The 19632-nt window shown below is 37.1% G+C and carries 13 protein-coding genes; 6 read left to right on the plus strand and 7 right to left on the minus strand.

Going from position 1 to position 19632, the window contains the following annotated elements; all coding sequences use genetic code 11:
* Positions 1 to 71: 71 nt before the first annotated feature.
* From rmuC to DM558_RS15265, 3 genes are all read right to left on the minus strand, one after another.
* The gene (rmuC, locus tag DM558_RS15255; RefSeq protein ID WP_127164716.1) at positions 72 to 1472 is read right to left on the minus strand and encodes a DNA recombination protein RmuC; all 1401 of its coding nucleotides are present in this window, start codon (positions 1470 to 1472) and stop codon (positions 72 to 74) included.
* Positions 1473 to 1625: 153 nt separating this feature from the next.
* Positions 1626 to 3623: a TonB-dependent copper receptor gene (locus tag DM558_RS15260; protein ID WP_127164717.1), complete on the minus strand. Its 1998-nt coding sequence runs from the start codon at positions 3621 to 3623 to the stop codon at positions 1626 to 1628.
* Between the two features lie 64 nt (positions 3624 to 3687).
* Entirely contained in the window at positions 3688 to 4104 is a 417-nt protein-coding gene (locus tag DM558_RS15265) for a DUF2946 domain-containing protein (RefSeq protein WP_127164718.1), read from the minus strand.
* 335 nt (positions 4105 to 4439) lie between these two features.
* Here DM558_RS15265 and leuA point away from each other — a divergent pair, with 335 nt between their 5' ends.
* A complete protein-coding gene (gene leuA, locus DM558_RS15270; RefSeq protein WP_127164719.1) occupies positions 4440 to 6110 on the plus strand; it encodes a 2-isopropylmalate synthase in 1671 nt (556 codons plus the stop codon).
* A 117-nt stretch (positions 6111 to 6227) separates the two neighbouring features.
* Entirely contained in the window at positions 6228 to 9080 is a 2853-nt protein-coding gene (locus DM558_RS15275) for an autotransporter outer membrane beta-barrel domain-containing protein (RefSeq protein ID WP_127164720.1), read from the plus strand.
* A gap of 50 nt (positions 9081 to 9130) precedes the next feature.
* Here the strand turns inward: DM558_RS15275 and DM558_RS15280 are convergent, their stop codons facing one another.
* Entirely contained in the window at positions 9131 to 9553 is a 423-nt protein-coding gene (locus DM558_RS15280; RefSeq protein WP_127164721.1) for an OsmC family protein, read from the minus strand.
* 169 nt (positions 9554 to 9722) lie between these two features.
* Here DM558_RS15280 and clpB point away from each other — a divergent pair, with 169 nt between their 5' ends.
* Entirely contained in the window at positions 9723 to 12293 is a 2571-nt protein-coding gene (gene clpB, locus DM558_RS15285; protein ID WP_109703663.1) for an ATP-dependent chaperone ClpB, read from the plus strand.
* A gap of 93 nt (positions 12294 to 12386) precedes the next feature.
* Here the strand turns inward: clpB and DM558_RS15290 are convergent, their stop codons facing one another.
* Together DM558_RS15290 and DM558_RS15295 are read right to left on the minus strand one after the other, a co-directional pair.
* Positions 12387 to 13475, minus strand: a complete 1089-nt coding sequence (locus DM558_RS15290; RefSeq protein WP_127164722.1) for a SecDF P1 head subdomain-containing protein — start codon at positions 13473 to 13475, stop codon at positions 12387 to 12389.
* An 89-nt stretch (positions 13476 to 13564) separates the two neighbouring features.
* Entirely contained in the window at positions 13565 to 13909 is a 345-nt protein-coding gene (locus tag DM558_RS15295; RefSeq protein ID WP_127164723.1) for a winged helix-turn-helix transcriptional regulator, read from the minus strand.
* 105 nt (positions 13910 to 14014) lie between these two features.
* On the opposite strand from DM558_RS15295, the gene DM558_RS15300 reads away from it, so the two are divergent.
* The gene (locus tag DM558_RS15300; RefSeq protein ID WP_127164724.1) at positions 14015 to 14569 is read left to right on the plus strand and encodes an NAD(P)H-dependent oxidoreductase; all 555 of its coding nucleotides are present in this window, start codon (positions 14015 to 14017) and stop codon (positions 14567 to 14569) included.
* A 309-nt stretch (positions 14570 to 14878) separates the two neighbouring features.
* Here the strand turns inward: DM558_RS15300 and DM558_RS15305 are convergent, their stop codons facing one another.
* Positions 14879 to 15757, minus strand: a complete 879-nt coding sequence (locus tag DM558_RS15305; RefSeq protein WP_127164725.1) for a LysR family transcriptional regulator — start codon at positions 15755 to 15757, stop codon at positions 14879 to 14881.
* A 193-nt stretch (positions 15758 to 15950) separates the two neighbouring features.
* Here DM558_RS15305 and DM558_RS15310 point away from each other — a divergent pair, with 193 nt between their 5' ends.
* On the plus strand, positions 15951 to 17267 hold the full coding sequence (locus tag DM558_RS15310; protein ID WP_127164726.1) for a serine hydrolase domain-containing protein: 1317 nt from the start codon (positions 15951 to 15953) through the stop codon (positions 17265 to 17267).
* Positions 17268 to 17602: 335 nt separating this feature from the next.
* Complete coding sequence (locus DM558_RS15315) at positions 17603 to 19525, plus strand: acyltransferase family protein (RefSeq protein ID WP_127164727.1); 1923 nt, start codon at positions 17603 to 17605, stop codon at positions 19523 to 19525.
* Positions 19526 to 19632: the final 107 nt, after the last annotated feature.

Genomic DNA, 19632 nt, shown 5'->3' on the forward strand with positions numbered 1-19632 from the left:
TGGTTATAAACTTGAAGTATAAAAAAGGCTACATTATATATGTAGCTTTTTTTTATAATGACTAATTGGACTTACTCATTTTTTGAGGCTTCAATACCTAATGCCGCTTTTTCTTGCCATGTCTCATTGATTTCATTTTTTACAGTAACACCGAGTTCTACAAAGCCATTAACGAGATTAACCAGATTACCTCGGCCATCAAGTAATTGTCTTTTAGCTTCTTGGTAAGCATCTTGTGCACTCACTAATCCTTTTTCAATTTTATCCATGCTGTTTAAAAAGGTGCGCAGTTTGTCATAAATTTTACCAGCGGTATTGGCGAGTTCGAGTGTATTACGGCTTTGATTTTCTAATCGCCATAGTTGTCTAACAATGGTTAGGCAGGCAAGTAGCGTGGTGGGAGTGGCGACTAAGATATTTTTATCAATCGCTTTTTGAAAGAGTGTTTCGTCGGTTTTTAATGCGCTCACAAAAGCAGACTCGATAGGAATAAACATGATCACTATTTCGGGAGAGTTAACTTCAGGTGATTGGTAATAGAATCGTTCAGAAAGTTCTTTAATACGCTCAGTTACTGCTTTGGTATGTTCATTCAGTGCAACGCTTTGAAGTATTTCTGTTTCTGCATTGATTGAGCGCGTATAAGCATTAAGTGAAACTTTTGCATCAATAATAAGGTGTTTGTGTTGGGGTAGCTGGATGATAACGTCAGGGACTTGATTATCTCCCTCAGGTGAATGAATTCTTTTTTGTATATAGTAGTCTTTATTAACTTGTAATCCCGCACGCTCAAGAACATTTTCTAAAATAAGTTCACCCCAGTTACCTTGCATTTTTTTATCACCTTTTAAAGCTAAGGTGAGGTTCTGAGTTTCTTCGGTGATGTGCTGATTCAACTCTTTTAAATGCCGTAATTCTTGATTTAAAGTGGCTTTTTGGATAGTTTCATTACGGTGAATTTCTTCGACACGTTGTTTAAAAACAGAGATTTGCTCTCTAAACGGGGTGAGTAGGGATTGTAAAGATTGCTGGCTTTGTTCATTAAAGCTTTTTCCTTTAGCCTCAAATATTTGGGTAGCAAGCTGTTCGAACTCAAGTTTGAGTTGCTGTTTATTATCATTAAGTAATTTCAGTTGTTGTTCGAAATACTCTTCTTTTTGTTTGAGTAGGGTGTTAAGCTCAGTGTTTTGATTACTCAGTTGTATACACTGTAGTTGTGATTGTTCTAGCTTATTAGCGATTTGTTGGTAGTTATTTTTTAGCTCTGTATTGTACTCTTTAAGTTGATTACCTTGGGTTTTAAAGTTTTCTGCTTGTACGTGGTATTCTTGCTGTTGTGTTTGTAGTCCCTGTATCTTTAAATGTGCCGAGCACAACTGTTGATATAGGCTATAAATAATAGTGGCTAATAAAACAATAATGATGCTAACAGCGGCAATACTTAACCAAAGAAGTAACGTAGTATCTATCATAATAAAAAGAATAATCTGTTATAAAATAATCACTATTGTAATAGAGAAGTCATTCTAAAAGGGGATTTTGTTTGTAAGGTCTTTTTTTAAGGACAGGGGTTAGTCCGTTATAAAAACAGATTGGCCAGTTAAACCAACCTGTTTTTGTATTATTTAAAAATCAAAGGATAGCTTAGTCCATAAGGTTCTTCCAGGTTCAGGTAGTTGTTGGTTAGCAGAGAAACCAAACATATTAACGCCAGCCCTATTCAAATGTTCGACATAATATTTATCGAAGAGATTATCAACACCTGCTGTCAGTTTCAAATTTTTGTTAATATCATAGCCTGCATTGAGTGAGAAAATAGCAAAGCCTGAACTTTTACCAAAGTCTTTCCCTGTGACATTACCTTGATTAACGGCAACACGATGTTGTGAGTCCGCTAAACGAAGCAATGCCCCCGCAGACCATTTTTCACGTTGGTAGTTAAGTCCTAATCGAACTTCTAAGGGAGGCATCTGTGGTAGCGCTTTATTTTGTGTGCTATTTTTTCCCCATGAATAAGCTAAGCTAGCATCAGTTGACCAATGATCTGTTAGCTTATAAGCGGAACCTAGTTCTCCCCCCATGACTCTGGCATTAATGTTATTGGCATTATTGGCAGAACCTTGTTGGGTAAATAAAATATAGTCATTAATCCAACCTACATAACCTGATGCCCAAGCACTCAATCGACCATTATCATATTGTGCACCAAAATCGATTTGGGTAGTTTTTTCTGGACCGAGTTTGTTAAAGATGGCTTTTTTATTAGCGCTGCTAAAAAGCTCCCAGTAATCAGGAAAGCGTTCAGCATGGCCAAGCCCCGCATAAAGGGTTGTAGGGGAGCTGGTGAGATCATGTTCGTATCGAATAAAACCACTGGGTAGCGTTTTGGTTCTTTCTTGATCAGTTTGTTCTGCTTTGACCTTGTAATGGTCTGCTCGAGCACCTGTAATAATCCTATTTTTGTCATTGGTATACCATGTGAGCTCACCGAAAGCACCGTAGTTGGTGAAGTAAGCATCTTTAGTCCAACCCTTGGTGGTTAACATCATCTGACGATTTTTATTACGATGAGTATCACGTTTAGCGTCAACACCTGTTTGTAGCTTAAAATCACTCCACTCCCATGTTGTGCTAATTCTTCCACCTAATGTACGGCGGTCAGGGTTTGACTCCATCCAATTTTTGGATGGGTTCATGTGGCGCAATCTAAAATTATCCATCACATGGTTAATATAGTTATAGTAAACCTGTGCTTCTACCTTGGTTAATACGTCGTTAATATTAGATTTTACAAATCTTGCACCGTAAGATTCTCTTAAGAAGCGAGAGCCGTCCATGCCGCGATCAGCATAGCGTGCTTCACCATTGCCTCGACCTGCTGTGAGTTCAAGTAGGGTATCTTCATCTGGTGTGATACCCGCAGCAAGGTCACCGTTCCATTTATTCCATTTCGAGTGTATTCGTTTGCCATCACCGTCATGGTAGTCATTGGATTTTGCTTGATTACCTGTGAATCTAAAGTAACCGTATTGATTGCCACCAATAGCATCAAGTGTTTTATCAAAACGTCCATCAGTACCAAAAAGTACACTGCCGCTGATATGTGCTTCAGGGTTATAGAAATATTGAGGGTCTCGCTCAAATAAAATAGTCCCTGCTGAAGCAGTTGGTCCCCAAATCACAGTTTGAGGCCCTTTGATGAGGGTGATACGGTCATAGGTTTCTGGTGCAATGTAAGAGGTGGGTGCATCCATTCTACCGCCACACCCTCCCAGTATGGTGCCGCCATCGGTCAAGATATTCAGGCGTGATCCGAACATGCCTCGAAAAACAGGATCGCCATTAGATCCTCCTTTTCTAACCACTGAGAATCCCGGTATGGTTTTTAGGTAGTCAGCGCCATCACTGGCTGGCACAGGTTGGCGTGGTTGTTTTGGGTCGGTTACTACGGTGAGTGGTGATGTTTGAGGCGATGATGTGATCACTAGCGTATCTAATGTGATATCAGTTTCCGATGATTTATGTGTCTTAGATTCTTCAGCATAGCTTAATGTGGCTACATTTAGAGAAAGCACAGAAACACCCAAAACTAAGTAAGCCTGCTTATAAGTAGGTTTAGCCATTAAGGTTTTCCTTTAACAAAATAGAGGATGGTGCTTTATACAAGCCCCTGTTTTTATTGATATGTTAAGAAAAGAGAGGAGGTGCTTGGCTTAAAGGGTAGTTATAGCCTAATAGAAAAAAAATAGGCGCGTGATACTGGATGGTCTGTTGGTGAACGGATAAAGATTGTATGGAAAAAGGAATAAATGTAGAAGTAATCGGAGTATGCAGTAAATCACAGTAGCCACATAAACTCATCGAGTGATGAGCGGGCATTTTGTTGATTGGTTTTGTTTGTACCGATGAGTTTGTTAGGTGATGGTTTTTTTCAGTAGTTGAGTCACATCCACGGGAGGATGGGCTATTTGTTGATACTTTTTGTTCGATTGCAATAGCCGCTAATAGTTGCGAAGTGAATGGCCCAAAGGTGAGCATCAATATCGCAAATAAGCTGAGAAAAACAAAATGAAACTGTTTAGTTTTATGTCTGAAAAGTTGCATAAATGCTATTGTTTAAAAAGGATGGAGGATATTATAAGGCATTTATTTATTTTAGCTAGGCGTTAACTATTGCCTTGTTATTTTTATTGCTTGTTTTTTAATTTTATCGATCTTTTATTTTGTTTTTATTTTTTTATTGGTGTTTATAACTAATTTTTATTTCTAGTTTGCAATTATTTTTTGTTTATTTTATTGTGGTGCCATGAAAATATCTCACATACTTATACTCTATCGGCAATTTTGCTGCCTAAAATTAGTGGCGCAGCGACTCTGTTTTTACTAAAACTAAACGCTAAAAATAATTGTTGATCTCCCTTTTTGAAGGAATTTTTATTATGTCTATGAAACAAGCCACTGCAAATAAGTATCGTCCATTTCCTGTCGTTGACATCTCTGATCGTACATGGCCCTCTAAAACCATCACGAAAGCACCAATATGGTCTAGTTCAGATTTACGTGATGGTAATCAGTCATTGATTGAACCGATGGATGCCGAAAAGAAAATGAAGTTTTTTAAAACATTGGTAGACATAGGTTTAAAAGAAATTGAGGTGGCTTTCCCCTCAGCATCACAGACGGATTTCGATTTTGTTAGACATTTGATTGAAGAAAACCACATTCCAGATGATGTGTCTATACAAGTGTTAACTCAAGCACGCGAGGATTTAATTCGTCGTACATTTGAATCCTTACGTGGTGTTAAGAAAGCAATTGTCCATTTTTATGTGGCTGTATCGCCGTCATTTCGTAATATCGTCTTTAAGCAAGATAAAGCGGCTATGATAGCAACAGCAGTGAAATCGGCAAAATTATTTGCGGAGTTGGCAGCAGAACAACCTGAAACTGATTGGACTTTTGAGTTTTCACCTGAAACCTTTAGTATGGCAGAGTTACCGTTTTCTGTAGAAATTTGTAACGCTGTGCTAGATGTTTGGAAGCCAACACCACAAAAGAAAGCAATCTTAAATTTACCTGCCACAGTGGAGTGTTCTACACCTAATGTTTATGCCGACCAAATTGAATGGTTTGGTCGCCACGTTAATCACCGTGACAGCGTGATTATTAGTTTGCATTGTCATAATGACCGTGGTACAGGTATTGCCGCAACTGAGTTAGGTTTATTAGCCGGTGCAGACCGTGTCGAGGGCTGTTTGTTTGGTAATGGTGAGCGTACAGGGAATGTTGATCTTGTGACATTGGCATTAAATATGTATACACAAGGCGTTGATCCAAAGTTAGACTTTTCAGATATCGACAGTGTTCGTCATGTGGTTGAGGAGTGTAATCAGTTAAGTGTTCATCCTCGTCATCCGTATGTTGGTGATTTAGTGCACACAGCTTTTTCTGGTTCTCATCAAGATGCGATCCGTAAGGGATTTGCTTTACAAAAAGATAAAGAGTATTGGGAAGTTCCTTATTTACCCATTGACCCAAGCGATATCGGGCGTAGCTATGATGCAGTTATTCGTGTGAACAGCCAATCAGGTAAAGGTGGAATTACTTATTTGTTGGAGCAAGATTATGGTATCAGCTTGCCACGCCGTATGCAGATTGAGTTTAGCCAGATTGTGCAGAAAGAAACTGATCGCTTAGGGTTAGAAATGACATCTAAACAGATTTATGATTTGTTAGATCGGGAATATTTACAAATAAAAGAACCTGTACAATTGATAAAACATCGCTTGCAAGAAGAGAACGGAGAGAGTACAGTTCGCCTCGAAGTAAATGTAGGCGGTAAGACTGAACATTGGCATGGAGTTGGTAAAGGCGCACTAGAGGCTGCTGTTTCAGCGATTCCTACAAATGTTGAAATAATGGATTATAACGAACATGCTATTGGTGTAGGAAGTACAGCTAATGCGGCTGCCTATATTGAAATACGCATGGATGGTGGACGCTCTTTACACGGCATCGGTATTCATGAGAATATTACAATGGCTAGTTTTCAAGCCCTATTTAGTGCACTGAATCGTGCAATGCAGTTAGCAAATAAAAAGGTGTTTTAGTTGCTTTAGCAAAAATAAATAAATAAAGGCTAGCTATATGCTAGCCTTTATTTTTTTCAAAATAATAATTAAGTTATACTCAATATCTATAGTTTTAAATGGAGGGATGGCGATAAAATGGGTAGCTTCACAGGAGTGAGTAAAATACAGTTGATACTATTTACTGGTATTTTTTTTGAATTGAATTGCATACAAGCAGTGGCTACAGATTATTCTCCGATATCTAGTAATCAGCCTATAAGTTTAAATGATGGTGATAGGGTTATTTATAATGTACCCAGTAACACAACGGGTATTATTGGAGTTGAGTCATCAGCAGTAACAGGTTCTTTGAATGTTAATGGACAAACAGAGATCAACATTGCAAATGGTAATAAAGCAACGGGTGTTCGCGTAACCAACCGTAATAACTCAAATAATTTGGGGAAAGGTACTTCTATTAATGTAACAGGCAATACGCCTATTGATGATGCACAAGTTAATACAGTCAGTAGTGTGGAGGTCGTCGGTAGAGGAACAAGCTTAACCGCTGAGAATTTGAATGTTAGTGCAACAAATACATATATTGATAATAATAAAAAAGAATCAGGTGGAGCTGTTGGAATAAGGACTCAAAATGGTGGCAATGTTACTTTAACAGGGAGTAACACAATAATAACGGTAGTAGGCGGTAAGAATCTAGAAGCTGGGGCGAGTGCTGGCTTAAAAGCAGCTAATCAGAAAAATGATTCTGGAGATACTAACAATAAAAATATTATTAAAGTAAATGACAATGTAACCATCAATACAACCAATGCTATAGGTGCCTATGCGGATTCCTACAGTGAAATAGAGCTTGGTAATGGTAGTACCATAACAACGATAGGAAATAATTCAAACGGGATTGTTGCATTGAATAATGGAGGTGTGGTAAACGCAAGTACTGGTCTTACAGTTAAAACATCAGGATCGTTATCGGCGGGTGTATTAGCAAGAGCAGGCGGAAAAATAAGAATTGGTGAGGGTAGTAGTGTTGAGACAAATGGATCATTTGGTCTTGATGTTAATGCGAATACTTATACAGGCAGTGGAACTGTTGTGAGTAGCCTAACATATGTTGGGACAGATGCTAATCGAAATAAAGTTATAACTAATGATACGAGTCTTACGCCTAAAGTAGCAGGCGTTTTTTCTCAAGGGACTGGGGCAAAACTTAATATAGCGAAAACAGATGTTGAGACCAAGGGAGCTTATGGATTAAGGGCGGACAGTAATGGTACTATTGGAGGGATAGACCTTACAATTAAAACAGAGCGTGCAGCTAATGCAACAGCCTCAATTTTTGCTGTGTATGCAACAAGTGGTGCTAAAGTTACCCTTCTCGGAAAGACAGAGATACAATCCGATGATGGTATAGGTTCTGCCTTATTTGCTAATAATGCAACTATTGATATTACTGGAAAAATTAATATAAAAGGTAATATTGATGCATTTTTAAGTGCTGGTAAAATTGATATAAATGCGACGGCAGGTTCTGTTTTTGAAGGCCATTCTTTGACTGAAAACGGTGGTACAGTTAATATTACTATGACTGACAGTGTCTGGAGTATGAACAATAGTTCTGCTATACCTGATGCTACGACTCAGATGAAAGAATCTACTGTAACAAATTTGACATTAAATAATAGCGTTGTTAACTTTATAAAATTACCAACTGTGGGGGGGAATCAACAGTTTACTCAACTGACCACTAACACGCTCAATGGTAGTGCTACCTTTAATATGAACACGGATATTGTTGGCCAGCAGGGCGATCTTCTTATTGTTGATAGTACCATAGCAGGTAATCATAAAATTGGAGTAACCAATAATGGTTCCGCTGCCACCGACGGAACAGAAACCTTGACTATTGTAAAAACTGGTGCAGGCAATACTCCGCTTGGTAACTTTAGTCTAGTGAATAATGTTGAACTAGGCGCATATGAATATGGCTTAAGAGCAGTTGCGGGATCGCCGAATAATCTTGAACTTTATGCAGCAGGTAGGTCTGGCGGTGGTGGTAAATTAACAACAACAGCTGAAGCTGCGGGAAGTTTTCTTAATATTGGTTATTTAACAAATTATATTGAGAATCAAACGCTTTTACAGCGTATGGGCGATTTACGTAACAATCAGTATGGTACCGCTAAGCAAGATGGTTTTTGGGTTAAAGGTTTTGGTGGAAAACTAAACTCATTTGCAGGGAATTCATTAAAAGGTTTTGATATGACCTACACAGGCACCCAGTTTGGTATAGATAAATCTTTTGATGTGGATAATGGCAGTTTAGTCGTTGGTGCTATGGCTGGTTTTACACGAACCAACCCTAACTATCGTAAGGGGGATGGAAATGGTAAAAACTATACGGCGGGGCTTTATACCACCTATTTACTCGATAATGGCTTTTACATCGATAATGTTCTGAAATTTAACCGTATGCTAAACCACTTTAATGTAAAAGATACCGCAGGAAAAGGTGTTAAAGGAACAGGTAAAACTCATGGTGTAAGTCTTTCTATGGAGGTTGGTAAACGTTTCTGGATGGGAAGTCAAAAGCAAGGCTTTTATTTAGAGCCTCAAGCACAATTATCTTATGGCTATCAAACAGGTGATACAGTGAAAGCCAGTAATGGGCTTAACGTAGGATTAAGCCACTATAACAGTACATTAAGCCGAGTGAGTGGTATTTTTGGCTATCAAATTCAAGGTGATACACCCGTTAATGTCTATGTTAAAACGGGATTTGTAAGGGAAATGAGTGGTGGTGCTAGCTACCGTTTTAATGATGGCGATAAAAAAGACCATAGTTTCCGTTCTAATTGGTTTGATAATGGCATTGGTGTTGATGTTAATATCAATAAAAAACATAACATTTATGCAGAGGCCGATTATGCAACAGGTAACCAGTTTGATAATGCAAAATTTAATTTAGGTTATCGTTATAGTTTTTGATGAATTTAATAAAAAGCCCAGTCATCACTGGGCTTTTTTATAAGCGATAATTAATTAGACGCTATTAGCTCATAATCATGCGTTATTTCGACCCCACCAGCTCGAAGCATGGCTGCTGCAGAGCAGTATTTCTCAGCGGATAAATCGATGGCGCGCTTTATATGAGCCTCTTTAAGTTCACGTCCTTTTACTACGAAGTGTAAATGAATTTTAGTGAATACTTTTGGTTCTGTTTCTGCGCGTTCAGCATCTAAAAAAACCTCACAGCTTTCTACCTGTTGGCGTGCTTTTTCTAAAATATTGATTACATCGAAATTACTACAACCACCCAGTCCCAGTAATAGCATCTCCATGGGGCGAATGCCTATGTTGCGGCCACCATGGTCTGGTGGGCCATCAATGACTACCGTATGACCACTGCCAGACTCTGCAATGAACTGTCTTTCACCTGTCCAACGTACTCTACCTTTCATGAGTGCTCCTAATATATTTTGATAATTATTTTATTAATTATTTTAGCAGATAATGTAAAACAACCCTTGAACTTTATTATAAACGACCTTATCTAATGATACATATTGCGAGTTATGTTATGAGTGTTTAACTAATATAGCTTAGCCTCAAAAATAGGAGCGTTATTATATGCGTATAGACCGCTTTACCAGTAAGTTACAAAGTGCATTAGCAGATGCACAATCTTTAGCCCTTGGGCAAGATAATCCAAATATAGAACCATTGCATTTATTTTCTGCTTTATTAAATCAGCAAGGTGGTTCAATAAAGCCATTATTAGGTCAAGTTGGTTTTAATGTTAATCAGCTAAATACAGTGCTAGATAAAGCCATTGCTGATTTGCCTAAAATTCAAAATCCAACGGGCGATATTACTATTTCCCAAGATCTATCTCGTTTGTTGAACCAAGCAGATCGTTTGGCACAACAAAAGGGTGACCAATTTATTTCTAGTGAACTAGTGTTGCTTGCTGCACTAGATAATAGCACCGCATTAGGTAAGTTATTGTTAGGGCAGGGTGTAAGCAAACAAGCCCTAGAAAATGCTATTGATAATTTACGTGGTGGACAAAGCGTTAATGATGCTGACTCAGAAGATCAACGCCAAGCCTTAAGCAAATATACAGTAGATATGACCAAGCGTGCTGAAGAAGGTAAGCTTGATCCTGTGATTGGTCGTGATGATGAGATCCGCCGCACCATCCAAGTATTGCAACGTCGTACCAAAAATAACCCTGTGTTAATTGGTGAGCCAGGTGTGGGTAAAACGGCCATTGTTGAAGGTTTAGCACAGCGTATTGTGAACGGTGAAGTGCCCGATGGTTTAAAAGATAAACGCTTATTAGCGTTAGACATGGGAGCATTAATTGCCGGTGCTAAATTCCGTGGTGAATTTGAAGAGCGTTTAAAAGCGGTACTTAATGAGCTTGGTAAACAAGAAGGACGTATTATCCTCTTTATTGATGAAATTCATACCATGGTTGGCGCAGGTAAAGCTGACGGAGCGATGGATGCAGGGAATATGTTAAAACCTGCTCTAGCACGTGGTGAGTTACACTGTGTTGGTGCTACTACGTTAGATGAATACCGCCAATACATTGAAAAAGATGCAGCGTTAGAGCGTCGTTTCCAAAAAGTATTGGTTGATGAACCCAGTGAAGAAGATACCATTGCGATTTTACGTGGTTTGAAAGAGCGTTATGAAGTTCATCATGGTGTTTCGATCACTGACAGCGCAATTATTGCAGCCGCTAAGTTATCACAACGTTATATTCCTGACCGTCAATTGCCTGATAAGGCCATTGATTTAATTGATGAAGCGGCTAGTCGTATTCGGATGGAAATTGACTCTAAGCCTGAAGCTTTAGATAAGTTAGAGCGTCGTTTAATTCAGTTGAAAATTGAACGCGAAGCACTTAAGAAAGAGCAGGATGAGGCGGCTAAACAACGTCTTCAAAAATTAGAGTCTGATATCAGTCTGCTTGAAAAAGAATACGCTGATTTAGAAGAAATTTGGAAATCTGAAAAAGCAGGTGTTCAAGGGACAGCGCAAATTCAGCAACAAATTGAACAAGCGCGTACTGAGTTAGAGAATGCCCGTCGTAAAGGCGATTTGAACAAAATGGCTGAGTTACAATACGGTACCATTCCCAACCTTGAAAAACAATTGGATGAGGCAGTAAAAAATACTGAGCACCAACCTGAAAATCGTTTGTTACGTAATAAAGTAACTGAAGAGGAAATTGCTGAGGTTATTTCTAAGTGGACGGGGATTCCCGTGTCTAAAATGATGGAGGGTGAGCGTGAAAAACTCCTTCATATGGAAGACGATTTACATAAACGCGTGATTGGTCAGGAGGCTGCTGTTGTTGCGGTATCTAATGCCGTGCGTCGTGCGAGAGCCGGGCTGTCTGACCCTAATCGCCCCAGTGGTTCGTTCTTGTTTTTAGGCCCTACAGGGGTTGGTAAAACAGAGCTTTGTAAGGCATTAGCTGCTTTCTTATTCGATACCGAAGATGCAATGGTGCGTATTGATATGTCTGAGTTTATGGAGAAACACTCTGTTGCCAGATTAATCGGTGCTCCTCCAGGGTACGTCGGGTATGAAGAGGGTGGTTATTTAACTGAGGCGGTAAGACGTCGTCCTTATTCTGTGGTGTTGTTGGATGAGGTTGAAAAAGCGCATCCTGATGTATTCAATATCTTATTGCAAGTACTTGAAGATGGACGTTTAACGGATAGTCAAGGTAGAACGGTTGATTTCCGTAATACCGTAGTAATTATGACTTCTAACTTAGGCTCTAGTCAGATTCAAGAGTTGGTAGGTGATAAAGAAGCACAATACGCAGCGGTGATGGATGCAGTGAATAATCACTTTAGACCTGAGTTCATTAACCGTATCGATGAAGTGGTGGTTTTTGATCCATTGGCTAAAGAGCAAATTGCGGGTATTGCTGATATTCAACTTAATCGTTTACGCAAGCGTTTAGCTGAGCGTGAGTTAGACTTACAGTTAGACCAAGCGGCTATGGATAAGTTGATTGCCGTTGGTTTTGATCCCGTGTATGGGGCGCGTCCATTAAAACGTGCTATTCAACGCTGGATTGAAAACCCATTAGCACAACAAATTTTGGCAGGTAAATTTATGCCAAAAACAACGATTCATGCAACTGTGAAAGATGATGAAATTGTTTTCCAGTAAGCTTTATTGAATTTATTGTTGATATTAAAAATGCCGCTTTTTTTAGCGGCATTTTTATTGGATGCGTTTATGATAATTATCGGGTGATGGTTGTTATTTTATGATGGCATTAACAATAATAGTCAGTGGTGTTTGAGGCAGTGTAGAGCGGATGGTATCTATAATATGTACTGCACCTTTTAGTTCTGGGGATCCTGATACGATGATTCGGCCATCTTTTATAGGCATGACCATATTTATGGTTAATAAAACTTCGGGCTCTGAGGCGGTATCTTTTTTGACAACAAAAGCGATATGTTTGAACAAATTCTCTTTGGTGAAGTTATACAATTTTTTTGTTCCTTTTGAGTTAAAGGTCATTCCAAGATAAATAGCACCCTTTTCGGAATAATTGGGATAAACATTCATTAAATCTCCTTCGGTAATAGAGACTTGTTTAGAAACGAGGATCGGTTGGCCATCTTGCATGTACATAACCTCCATATCTTGAGGTATTTCGCCTTTGGCTAATAGAGCATTAGTATCTGTATCGTGATAAGCCAAACGAATTTCAAAAGAGCTAACTGCACCTAGCTGTTGGATAATTTCTTGTTGGCTATTCTCTACTTCATCAGGAATTAGAATAAGAATGTAATTATCGCCATATGGTTTTATGGTTGTGTGCAATAGATTAAGTTGCTTTAAACGGAAGTCGAATATTTTAATAGATTGCTCAGTATCGTCATTATAAAACTTAGCCATTGTTTGTGGTGAAACTGAAAGTTGGTTTTTTGATTGTGTGAGTGGTATACCTGCACGGTTTAAGTACTCAAGAGCCTGTATAGCTATTCTTTGATTTGGAAAGTCGATGATAAGATTTTTTTCCGAGAGACTAATTGCTTCGAAATCAATTTTATGGTTTTTTAGGACGCTTTGCGCTTGTTGCGACATTTCATTTAACCATCGCGCTGTGGCTACCTGTCTATCTAACGCTAATAAAATTACACGTGTTGGCCTATTTATACTGAGAAGTTCTTCGAAGCAGGCATTAAACTCATCTGTTGAGCTTTTTAGGCTTAAACAGTGATTAATTTTATTGGTTATTTCATTATTTTCATCATCTGGTTTATCGAGCTTTGCTTGATTGCACCCTGTTATAAACAATGTAAAAAGAAGCGCGATAGATAACCATTTTTTGTACATAACGAATGTTTCCTAGTAACACCTATAAAGATAAAAATCATCTAATAACGAAAGATCATCATACGATATAAACTCATATGGCGTTTGATTTAACGCATTTTGTTGTTATTTCCCCAAGTACACATACTATCTAACAAAGGGATCAGTGATTTCCCTTTTATGGATAAACGGTATTCAACTTTTGGCGGAATTTGAGGGTATTCTTTTCGAATAATGAGTTTGTCTTTTTCTAATTCTTTGAGTGTGCTACTAAGGGTTTTAAATGAAATAGTTCCGATACAACGTTTTAGCTCATTAAAGCGCATAGTGGGTTGGTTTTCATTAAGCCAATATAAAATAATCATTTTATATTTACCGCCGATTACTGAAAGTGTATAACCAAAACCAGTGTCTTCTATTTTTATACCGCTTGGACTACAGGTATTATCCTTCATTTATGCTTTCCTTAAAGATAGTATATTACATGATTGTGCGTACTTCATAATAGTCATACTTTAACATACACTTATTAGACATTTACAGACATGAGAGAATTTCTGATGAAAACTTTGATTATAGTGGCTCATCCTGATATAGAAAATTCAAAGATAAATAAGCGGTGGATTGAAGAGTTGAGGAAGTATCCAGAGCGATTCACCGTTCACGAACTTTATAATGTTTATCCTAATGATCATATTGATATTGAGGCAGAACAGGAGTTAATAGAGGGGCATGATGATTTAGTTTTACAATTTCCTATTTATTGGTTTAATTGTCCGCCATTATTAAAAAAATGGCTGGATGAAGTATTTATTTATGGATGGGCGTATGGCTCAGCAGGAAATGCATTAGTAGGTCGTAGCGTTAGGCTTGCTGTTTGCGCGGGGATAAAAGAAGTGGATTATTCTAAAAAGGGGCGTTATCAATTTAGTCTTGAGGAGATTTTACGACCTTTTGAGGTAACTATGCGTTATGTACATGCAAGCTATCAGCCATTTTTTGCTTTTTATGGTAATGAAAAAGAATCTGGAGTTGAATACTATTCAACTCAGGAAGCAATAGAATACAGCGCTAAAAACTATATTAAGTTTTTAAATCAAGATGAGTTTAGTTAAGCTATATGAAATGGAGCTTTTAAAAGGCGCAAAGTAGATTTAATTAGCATGGAAGCGCATTAAACTACTTTAAGATATATATAAAGCTGCGTACAACTCCTACGGGAAAAAATACAATGTCTAATATTGCCCATAGGACATTATTTTTTTCAAAATCTTTAATACACGCATAAATACATAGTATTACACCAATAAAAGTAAAAATTGAGCTGCCTATAAAAAACATAAAATACTCCTACATTGTTTTTCTCAGTCTAATTGTAATATATCAAAAATCAAATAATTTATTTTAAGTAAATGTATTTCGCACTATAAATCGATATGATTTATTATTTGTTGAATGATTTGTTGCAGTTGTTTGTTTGCTGTTGGTTTCCAAATACAGACAATACTTAGCATCATACCTTTATTACCTAACTCCGTGTGAAAGCGGCTAATATTTTTATAGGATTCAGTGAATAGATGCGTTGGAAGTAGACTCCAGCCTTTTTTGTTATCTAATAGTTCTTTGAGAAGTTCAATATTGGTTATTTGTTGTATATTATCAGATATTTTTATAATTTTGCCGAGCTGATCAGGTAATTGGATAAAAGGAATAAATTGATTGGATGAGGCTAGTTCCAGTATGGATATGTTGGTTTGGAGATTAGAAAAGAAGCATTTATTTGCATAAATACCTAGTTCAATTGTACCAATAGCACTCCATTTAAAATCGGCATTAATCATGCGGTTAGCCGCAGGGTAGATACCAATATCAGCTTCGCCAGTCAGCAGTCTTTTCTCTGCTTGTGGCCGTTCAATATTGAGTAAATTAAGTTTGATGCGTTGTTGTTCACAATAAGCGATAAGTTTTTTTATAAAAGATAGTGGAATAAAGCAGTCATAGCAAAGGGTGATGGTATGCTTTATTTCTTTAGGCATTTGCATGGCGAGCTGATCAAAAATATTAGCTTCATGAAGAAACAAGCGCGCCTGCGTATATAGTTTTTTGCCTTCAGCGGTTAGTTGTAGAGGTCGTTTAGTTCGATCAAATAGTATATAACCAAGATTAATTTCTAATGAGTCAATTAACTCACTAATTGTTGTTCGGCTTTTTTGTAGTTTTGTCGCTGCAAGTGATAAGTTATTGGTTTCGCAAACACATGCAAAAGCTTCTATTTGCGCTAGGGTAAAATGAATAGCTGGCATTTTTATCTCTACTAATTCTAATGACGGTTTTCCCTGCATTAACTGATTTTAAAAAAATAGTAATTTTTTTTAGAATAGTTTCATAAGCCAACAGGTAGAATTTATTATACGTGAATTAGTGTCAATAGTGCCTGTAGTTATATAAAAGTATGCTTGATATGTTCAATAACACTGTCATTAAAAGGAAATTAAAATGAAGATAAATATGAAAAAATGTTTGCTTGCTGCTTGTATTTCAATGACTTTAAATGCAAATGCAGAAATGCTTGATCATGCTAAAGTGGTAGATAGTCCTTGCCATGTGGCTAATTTAACTTGTCCTACCGAAGTTGATAAAAAAATACCCGATGTAAAAGATATGTTGACATGGAACCAGCAAGATCGTGTTATTGGTTTTCGTAACGACTATCGATCTTATATAGGTGATGTATTTAAAGCAGGAAAAGCAAACCCTATCCCTAAATCGTTAAAAGATTTATCTTCTATTACCTATGATTATGGTAATCACCAGTATACCCTTAATGATTATATCAAGCGTAATGATGTAGCAGGTATGCTCGTTATTAAAGACGGTAAGATCGTATGGGAGTATTATGGTAAAGGCAATAACGAAACTACCTTGTGGACTTCACGTTCTGTGGGCAAGTCGGTCGTTTCTACATTAGTCGGTATTGCAGTAAAAGAAGGTAAAATAGCGTCTTTAGATGATTTAGTGATTAAATATAACCCAGATGTTAAAGGCACAGTTTGGGAAAAAGTGACTATCAGACAATTATTGCAACATACATCAGGGGTTGAGTGGGGCGAGGATTATACTAATCCTAAATCTGACTTTGCCCAACTTACCCAGTGTGAAGCCAATAAAAATACGTACGATTGTGTTAATAAGTTAGTTAAATCTCCAACCCGTAAAGCATATGCTAAACCTGGCGAAATTTGGTCTTATTCATCAGGTGGTGCATGGCTGCTAGGCGATACTTTGGAAAAGGCAACGGGAGTCCCTATAGCAACTTACTTGCAAGAAAAAATTTGGCAACCTTATGGTATGGTGAGAGATGGAGTATGGCATAGCTACGAACAAGGAAAGCATGATGTGGGCGCCCATGGTTTTAATGCATCGTTGGAAGACTGGGGTAGATTTGGGTTATTTATAGCAAACAATGGTGTATTGCCTGATGGTACAAAAGTATTGCCAGATAACTGGGTAAAAGATGCTCGTACATGGACACAAGCTAAAAACTCTGTAACGGCCAAAAATCCTGATGGAAGTTATGGTTATGAGTGGTGGAATAATAGTGTTCCTGCTAATTACACAGGTAAGTATGTGAATAAACTAAATGCTAAAGATACTCTATGGGCGCTTGGCATCTTTGGGCAAATTATCATGGTTAATCAAACAGAAAATCTTGTAATTGTGCAGTGGTCAACATGGCCAAAAGCAGAGCCTTCATTTGATGCACAGCCATTAGAAGCTGCATTGATGTTTAATGCGATTGCCAATAAACTTTAAAAGGAAATTTAATTATTTATTAAGTATGATTGTTGTACTTGATTGGTTATTAAAATAACTCCCTTAAACGGGAGTTGTTTTTTATGGTTTTTTGTTATGACTGTTTGAGTTTTTTATGAAGGAGAATCACAGACAGATTATGCAATAGCGAGGATATAATCAAAAAAATAATTTAAGTAATGAGTAGCGGTCTAGCATGCGATTATAAAGTGTGTAAACGATTTTAAGGTAGAATTTAAATAGAAAATTATTACTTTTTCTTTAACGCGACTTGGATGAAACTTTTTATAGAACTTGCTTTCTTATATTGCTTGTTAAATTGAGTTAATAACATTATGACTTTTAGAAAAGATATTAACGGATTACGTGCGATTGCTGTTCTTGCCGTCCTTCTGTACCATTTTAAAATATCAGGCTTTGGTGGTGCTTTTATCGGTGTTGATATCTTTTTTGTCATCTCTGGTTATTTGATGACGAGTATTATTTTTTCCAAATTAGCTACAGATAAACTTTCTTTATTAGATTTTTATATCCATCGTGCTAGACGTATTATTCCAGCATTAGCAGTTTTGTGTGTTGCTGTTTGGCTGTTTGGGTTGCTTTACTTGCCAACGATCGATTATCGCGAATTACTTTATACGATACAAAATGCTATTTTATTTGTTTCTAATATAGGGTTTGCTAACCAAGTTAGTTATTTTGATACTCCTTCACAAGAGAACTGGCTATTGCATACGTGGTCTCTCTCTGTAGAGTGGCAGTTTTATCTTATTTATCCTATTGTCATTATTTTATTAAGAAAGTTTTTATCTCTTCGCAGTATTAAATACATTATTTTATCTTTGGCAATAGTTTCACTGATATTATGTATTGTCCAGACATGGATTTTTCCCGTTAAAGCGTTCTTTTTACTTCCTTTTCGGTCGTGGGAAATGTTAGCAGGTGGAATTGCCTTTTTATTTCCACTAAAGCTAAATAACAATACATACGCTAAACTGATTCAGTATTTAGGCTTTGTTGCTATAGCCCTTAGCATTGTTTTTATTAGTACATCAATGCATTGGCCGGGCTATTTAGCCATAGTACCTGTGGTAGGGACTATGCTTATTATTTGGGTAAATCAACACAGCTTTATTTTAAATAATATGGTCTCACAATGGTTAGGCAAAATATCCTATTCTATTTATTTATGGCATTGGCCATTTGCGGTTGCTTTGACTATCAATGGCTCCATCAACGAATGGCAATATGTTGTTTACAGTTTGTTAATAACACTATTGTTAGCTTTTCTTTCTTATTTTTTCATAGAAATAAGAGTAAAAATTAACAAAACTAAAGTTATACAAATTATTTGTTATCTGTTGATTATTATTTTTGTGGTGGCTCTTTCATCAACGACTAGGCATTTGTTAAGGGCTTATCCTAAATTACGTGCTAGTATCATGTCGAAAGACTTTTATAAGATAGACTCTATCAGTGCCGAGAAGTATCTCTCAATTGCTAGATATTGTTTAGTTAGTCATGATATGAAGCAGTTCCCTGAATGTAAAGCGGGCGAGGGTGAGCCTTCATTGATTATTATGGGCGATAGTCATGCTGCAGCTATTTATCCAGCTATAAAAAAAGTAAATCCAAAAGCGACACTTTTATGGACACATTCTGCTTGCCTCATGGTAGAGGGTGTACACTATGCGAATAATATGCAGCCAGGGTGCATTAATTTATTTAAACAAAAGAAAGCATTATTAGAAACACAATATTCAAATGTCCCAGTTTTATTTGTTAATTTTTTAACTTCATATATTAGTGAAAAGAATGTAGGAAATATATATTTCACAAAACCTACGATTAGCTTAAACGATTTGCAACAACAGTTTAGAAAAGCTTATATTCATTCAGTCTGTGAAATAGCAAAACATCGTCCTGTTTATGTGCTGAAGCCGATTCCTGTTGCGGGCACTAATATTCCTAAACATATGGCGTTATCTTTAGTATTGCATGGTTCTACAGTAGAGGTAACTAACCCCATCAGTGATTATTATAAGAATAATGATTTTATTCTCGGAACCATAGAGCTAGCTAAGAAGCAATGTAATATTCAAACATTAGATACGCTTCCTTATTTTTGTGCAGATAATAAGACCTGTATAACCACAGAAAATGGATACCCACTTTATTTTGATAATAATCACATTTCACAATATGCGAGTGAACGCTTAGCACCAATATTTGAACCTATATTTGAGCATAAACCTTAGCATTTTTTTATCTGAGGTTTATATCGATAGGTGGTGTTATTTTAGTTAATGTGAAGTAACTTAGGTGCTTTTCTTGTGTAATACGATGGTAAAGATAATCGGATTTT

It is taken from the genome of Entomomonas moraniae, assembly GCF_003991975.1.
In the GTDB taxonomy this organism is placed as follows: Bacteria; Pseudomonadota; Gammaproteobacteria; order Pseudomonadales; family Pseudomonadaceae; genus Entomomonas; species Entomomonas moraniae.

Excerpts from the sequence above, each read along its gene's own strand:
- rmuC (WP_127164716.1), bottom strand. The coding sequence starts at position 1,472 with ATGATAGATACTACGTTACTTCTTTGGTTAAGTATTGCCGCTGTTAGC.
- DM558_RS15260 (WP_127164717.1), bottom strand. The coding sequence starts at position 3,623 with ATGGCTAAACCTACTTATAAGCAGGCTTACTTAGTTTTGGGTGTTTCT.
- DM558_RS15265 (WP_127164718.1), bottom strand. The coding sequence starts at position 4,104 with ATGCAACTTTTCAGACATAAAACTAAACAGTTTCATTTTGTTTTTCTC.
- leuA (WP_127164719.1), top strand. The coding sequence starts at position 4,440 with ATGTCTATGAAACAAGCCACTGCAAATAAGTATCGTCCATTTCCTGTC.
- DM558_RS15275 (WP_127164720.1), top strand. The coding sequence starts at position 6,228 with ATGGGTAGCTTCACAGGAGTGAGTAAAATACAGTTGATACTATTTACT.
- DM558_RS15280 (WP_127164721.1), bottom strand. The coding sequence starts at position 9,553 with ATGAAAGGTAGAGTACGTTGGACAGGTGAAAGACAGTTCATTGCAGAG.
- clpB (WP_109703663.1), top strand. The coding sequence starts at position 9,723 with ATGCGTATAGACCGCTTTACCAGTAAGTTACAAAGTGCATTAGCAGAT.
- DM558_RS15290 (WP_127164722.1), bottom strand. The coding sequence starts at position 13,475 with ATGTACAAAAAATGGTTATCTATCGCGCTTCTTTTTACATTGTTTATA.
- DM558_RS15295 (WP_127164723.1), bottom strand. The coding sequence starts at position 13,909 with ATGAAGGATAATACCTGTAGTCCAAGCGGTATAAAAATAGAAGACACT.
- DM558_RS15300 (WP_127164724.1), top strand. The coding sequence starts at position 14,015 with ATGAAAACTTTGATTATAGTGGCTCATCCTGATATAGAAAATTCAAAG.
- DM558_RS15305 (WP_127164725.1), bottom strand. The coding sequence starts at position 15,757 with ATGCCAGCTATTCATTTTACCCTAGCGCAAATAGAAGCTTTTGCATGT.
- DM558_RS15310 (WP_127164726.1), top strand. The coding sequence starts at position 15,951 with ATGAAGATAAATATGAAAAAATGTTTGCTTGCTGCTTGTATTTCAATG.
- DM558_RS15315 (WP_127164727.1), top strand. The coding sequence starts at position 17,603 with ATGACTTTTAGAAAAGATATTAACGGATTACGTGCGATTGCTGTTCTT.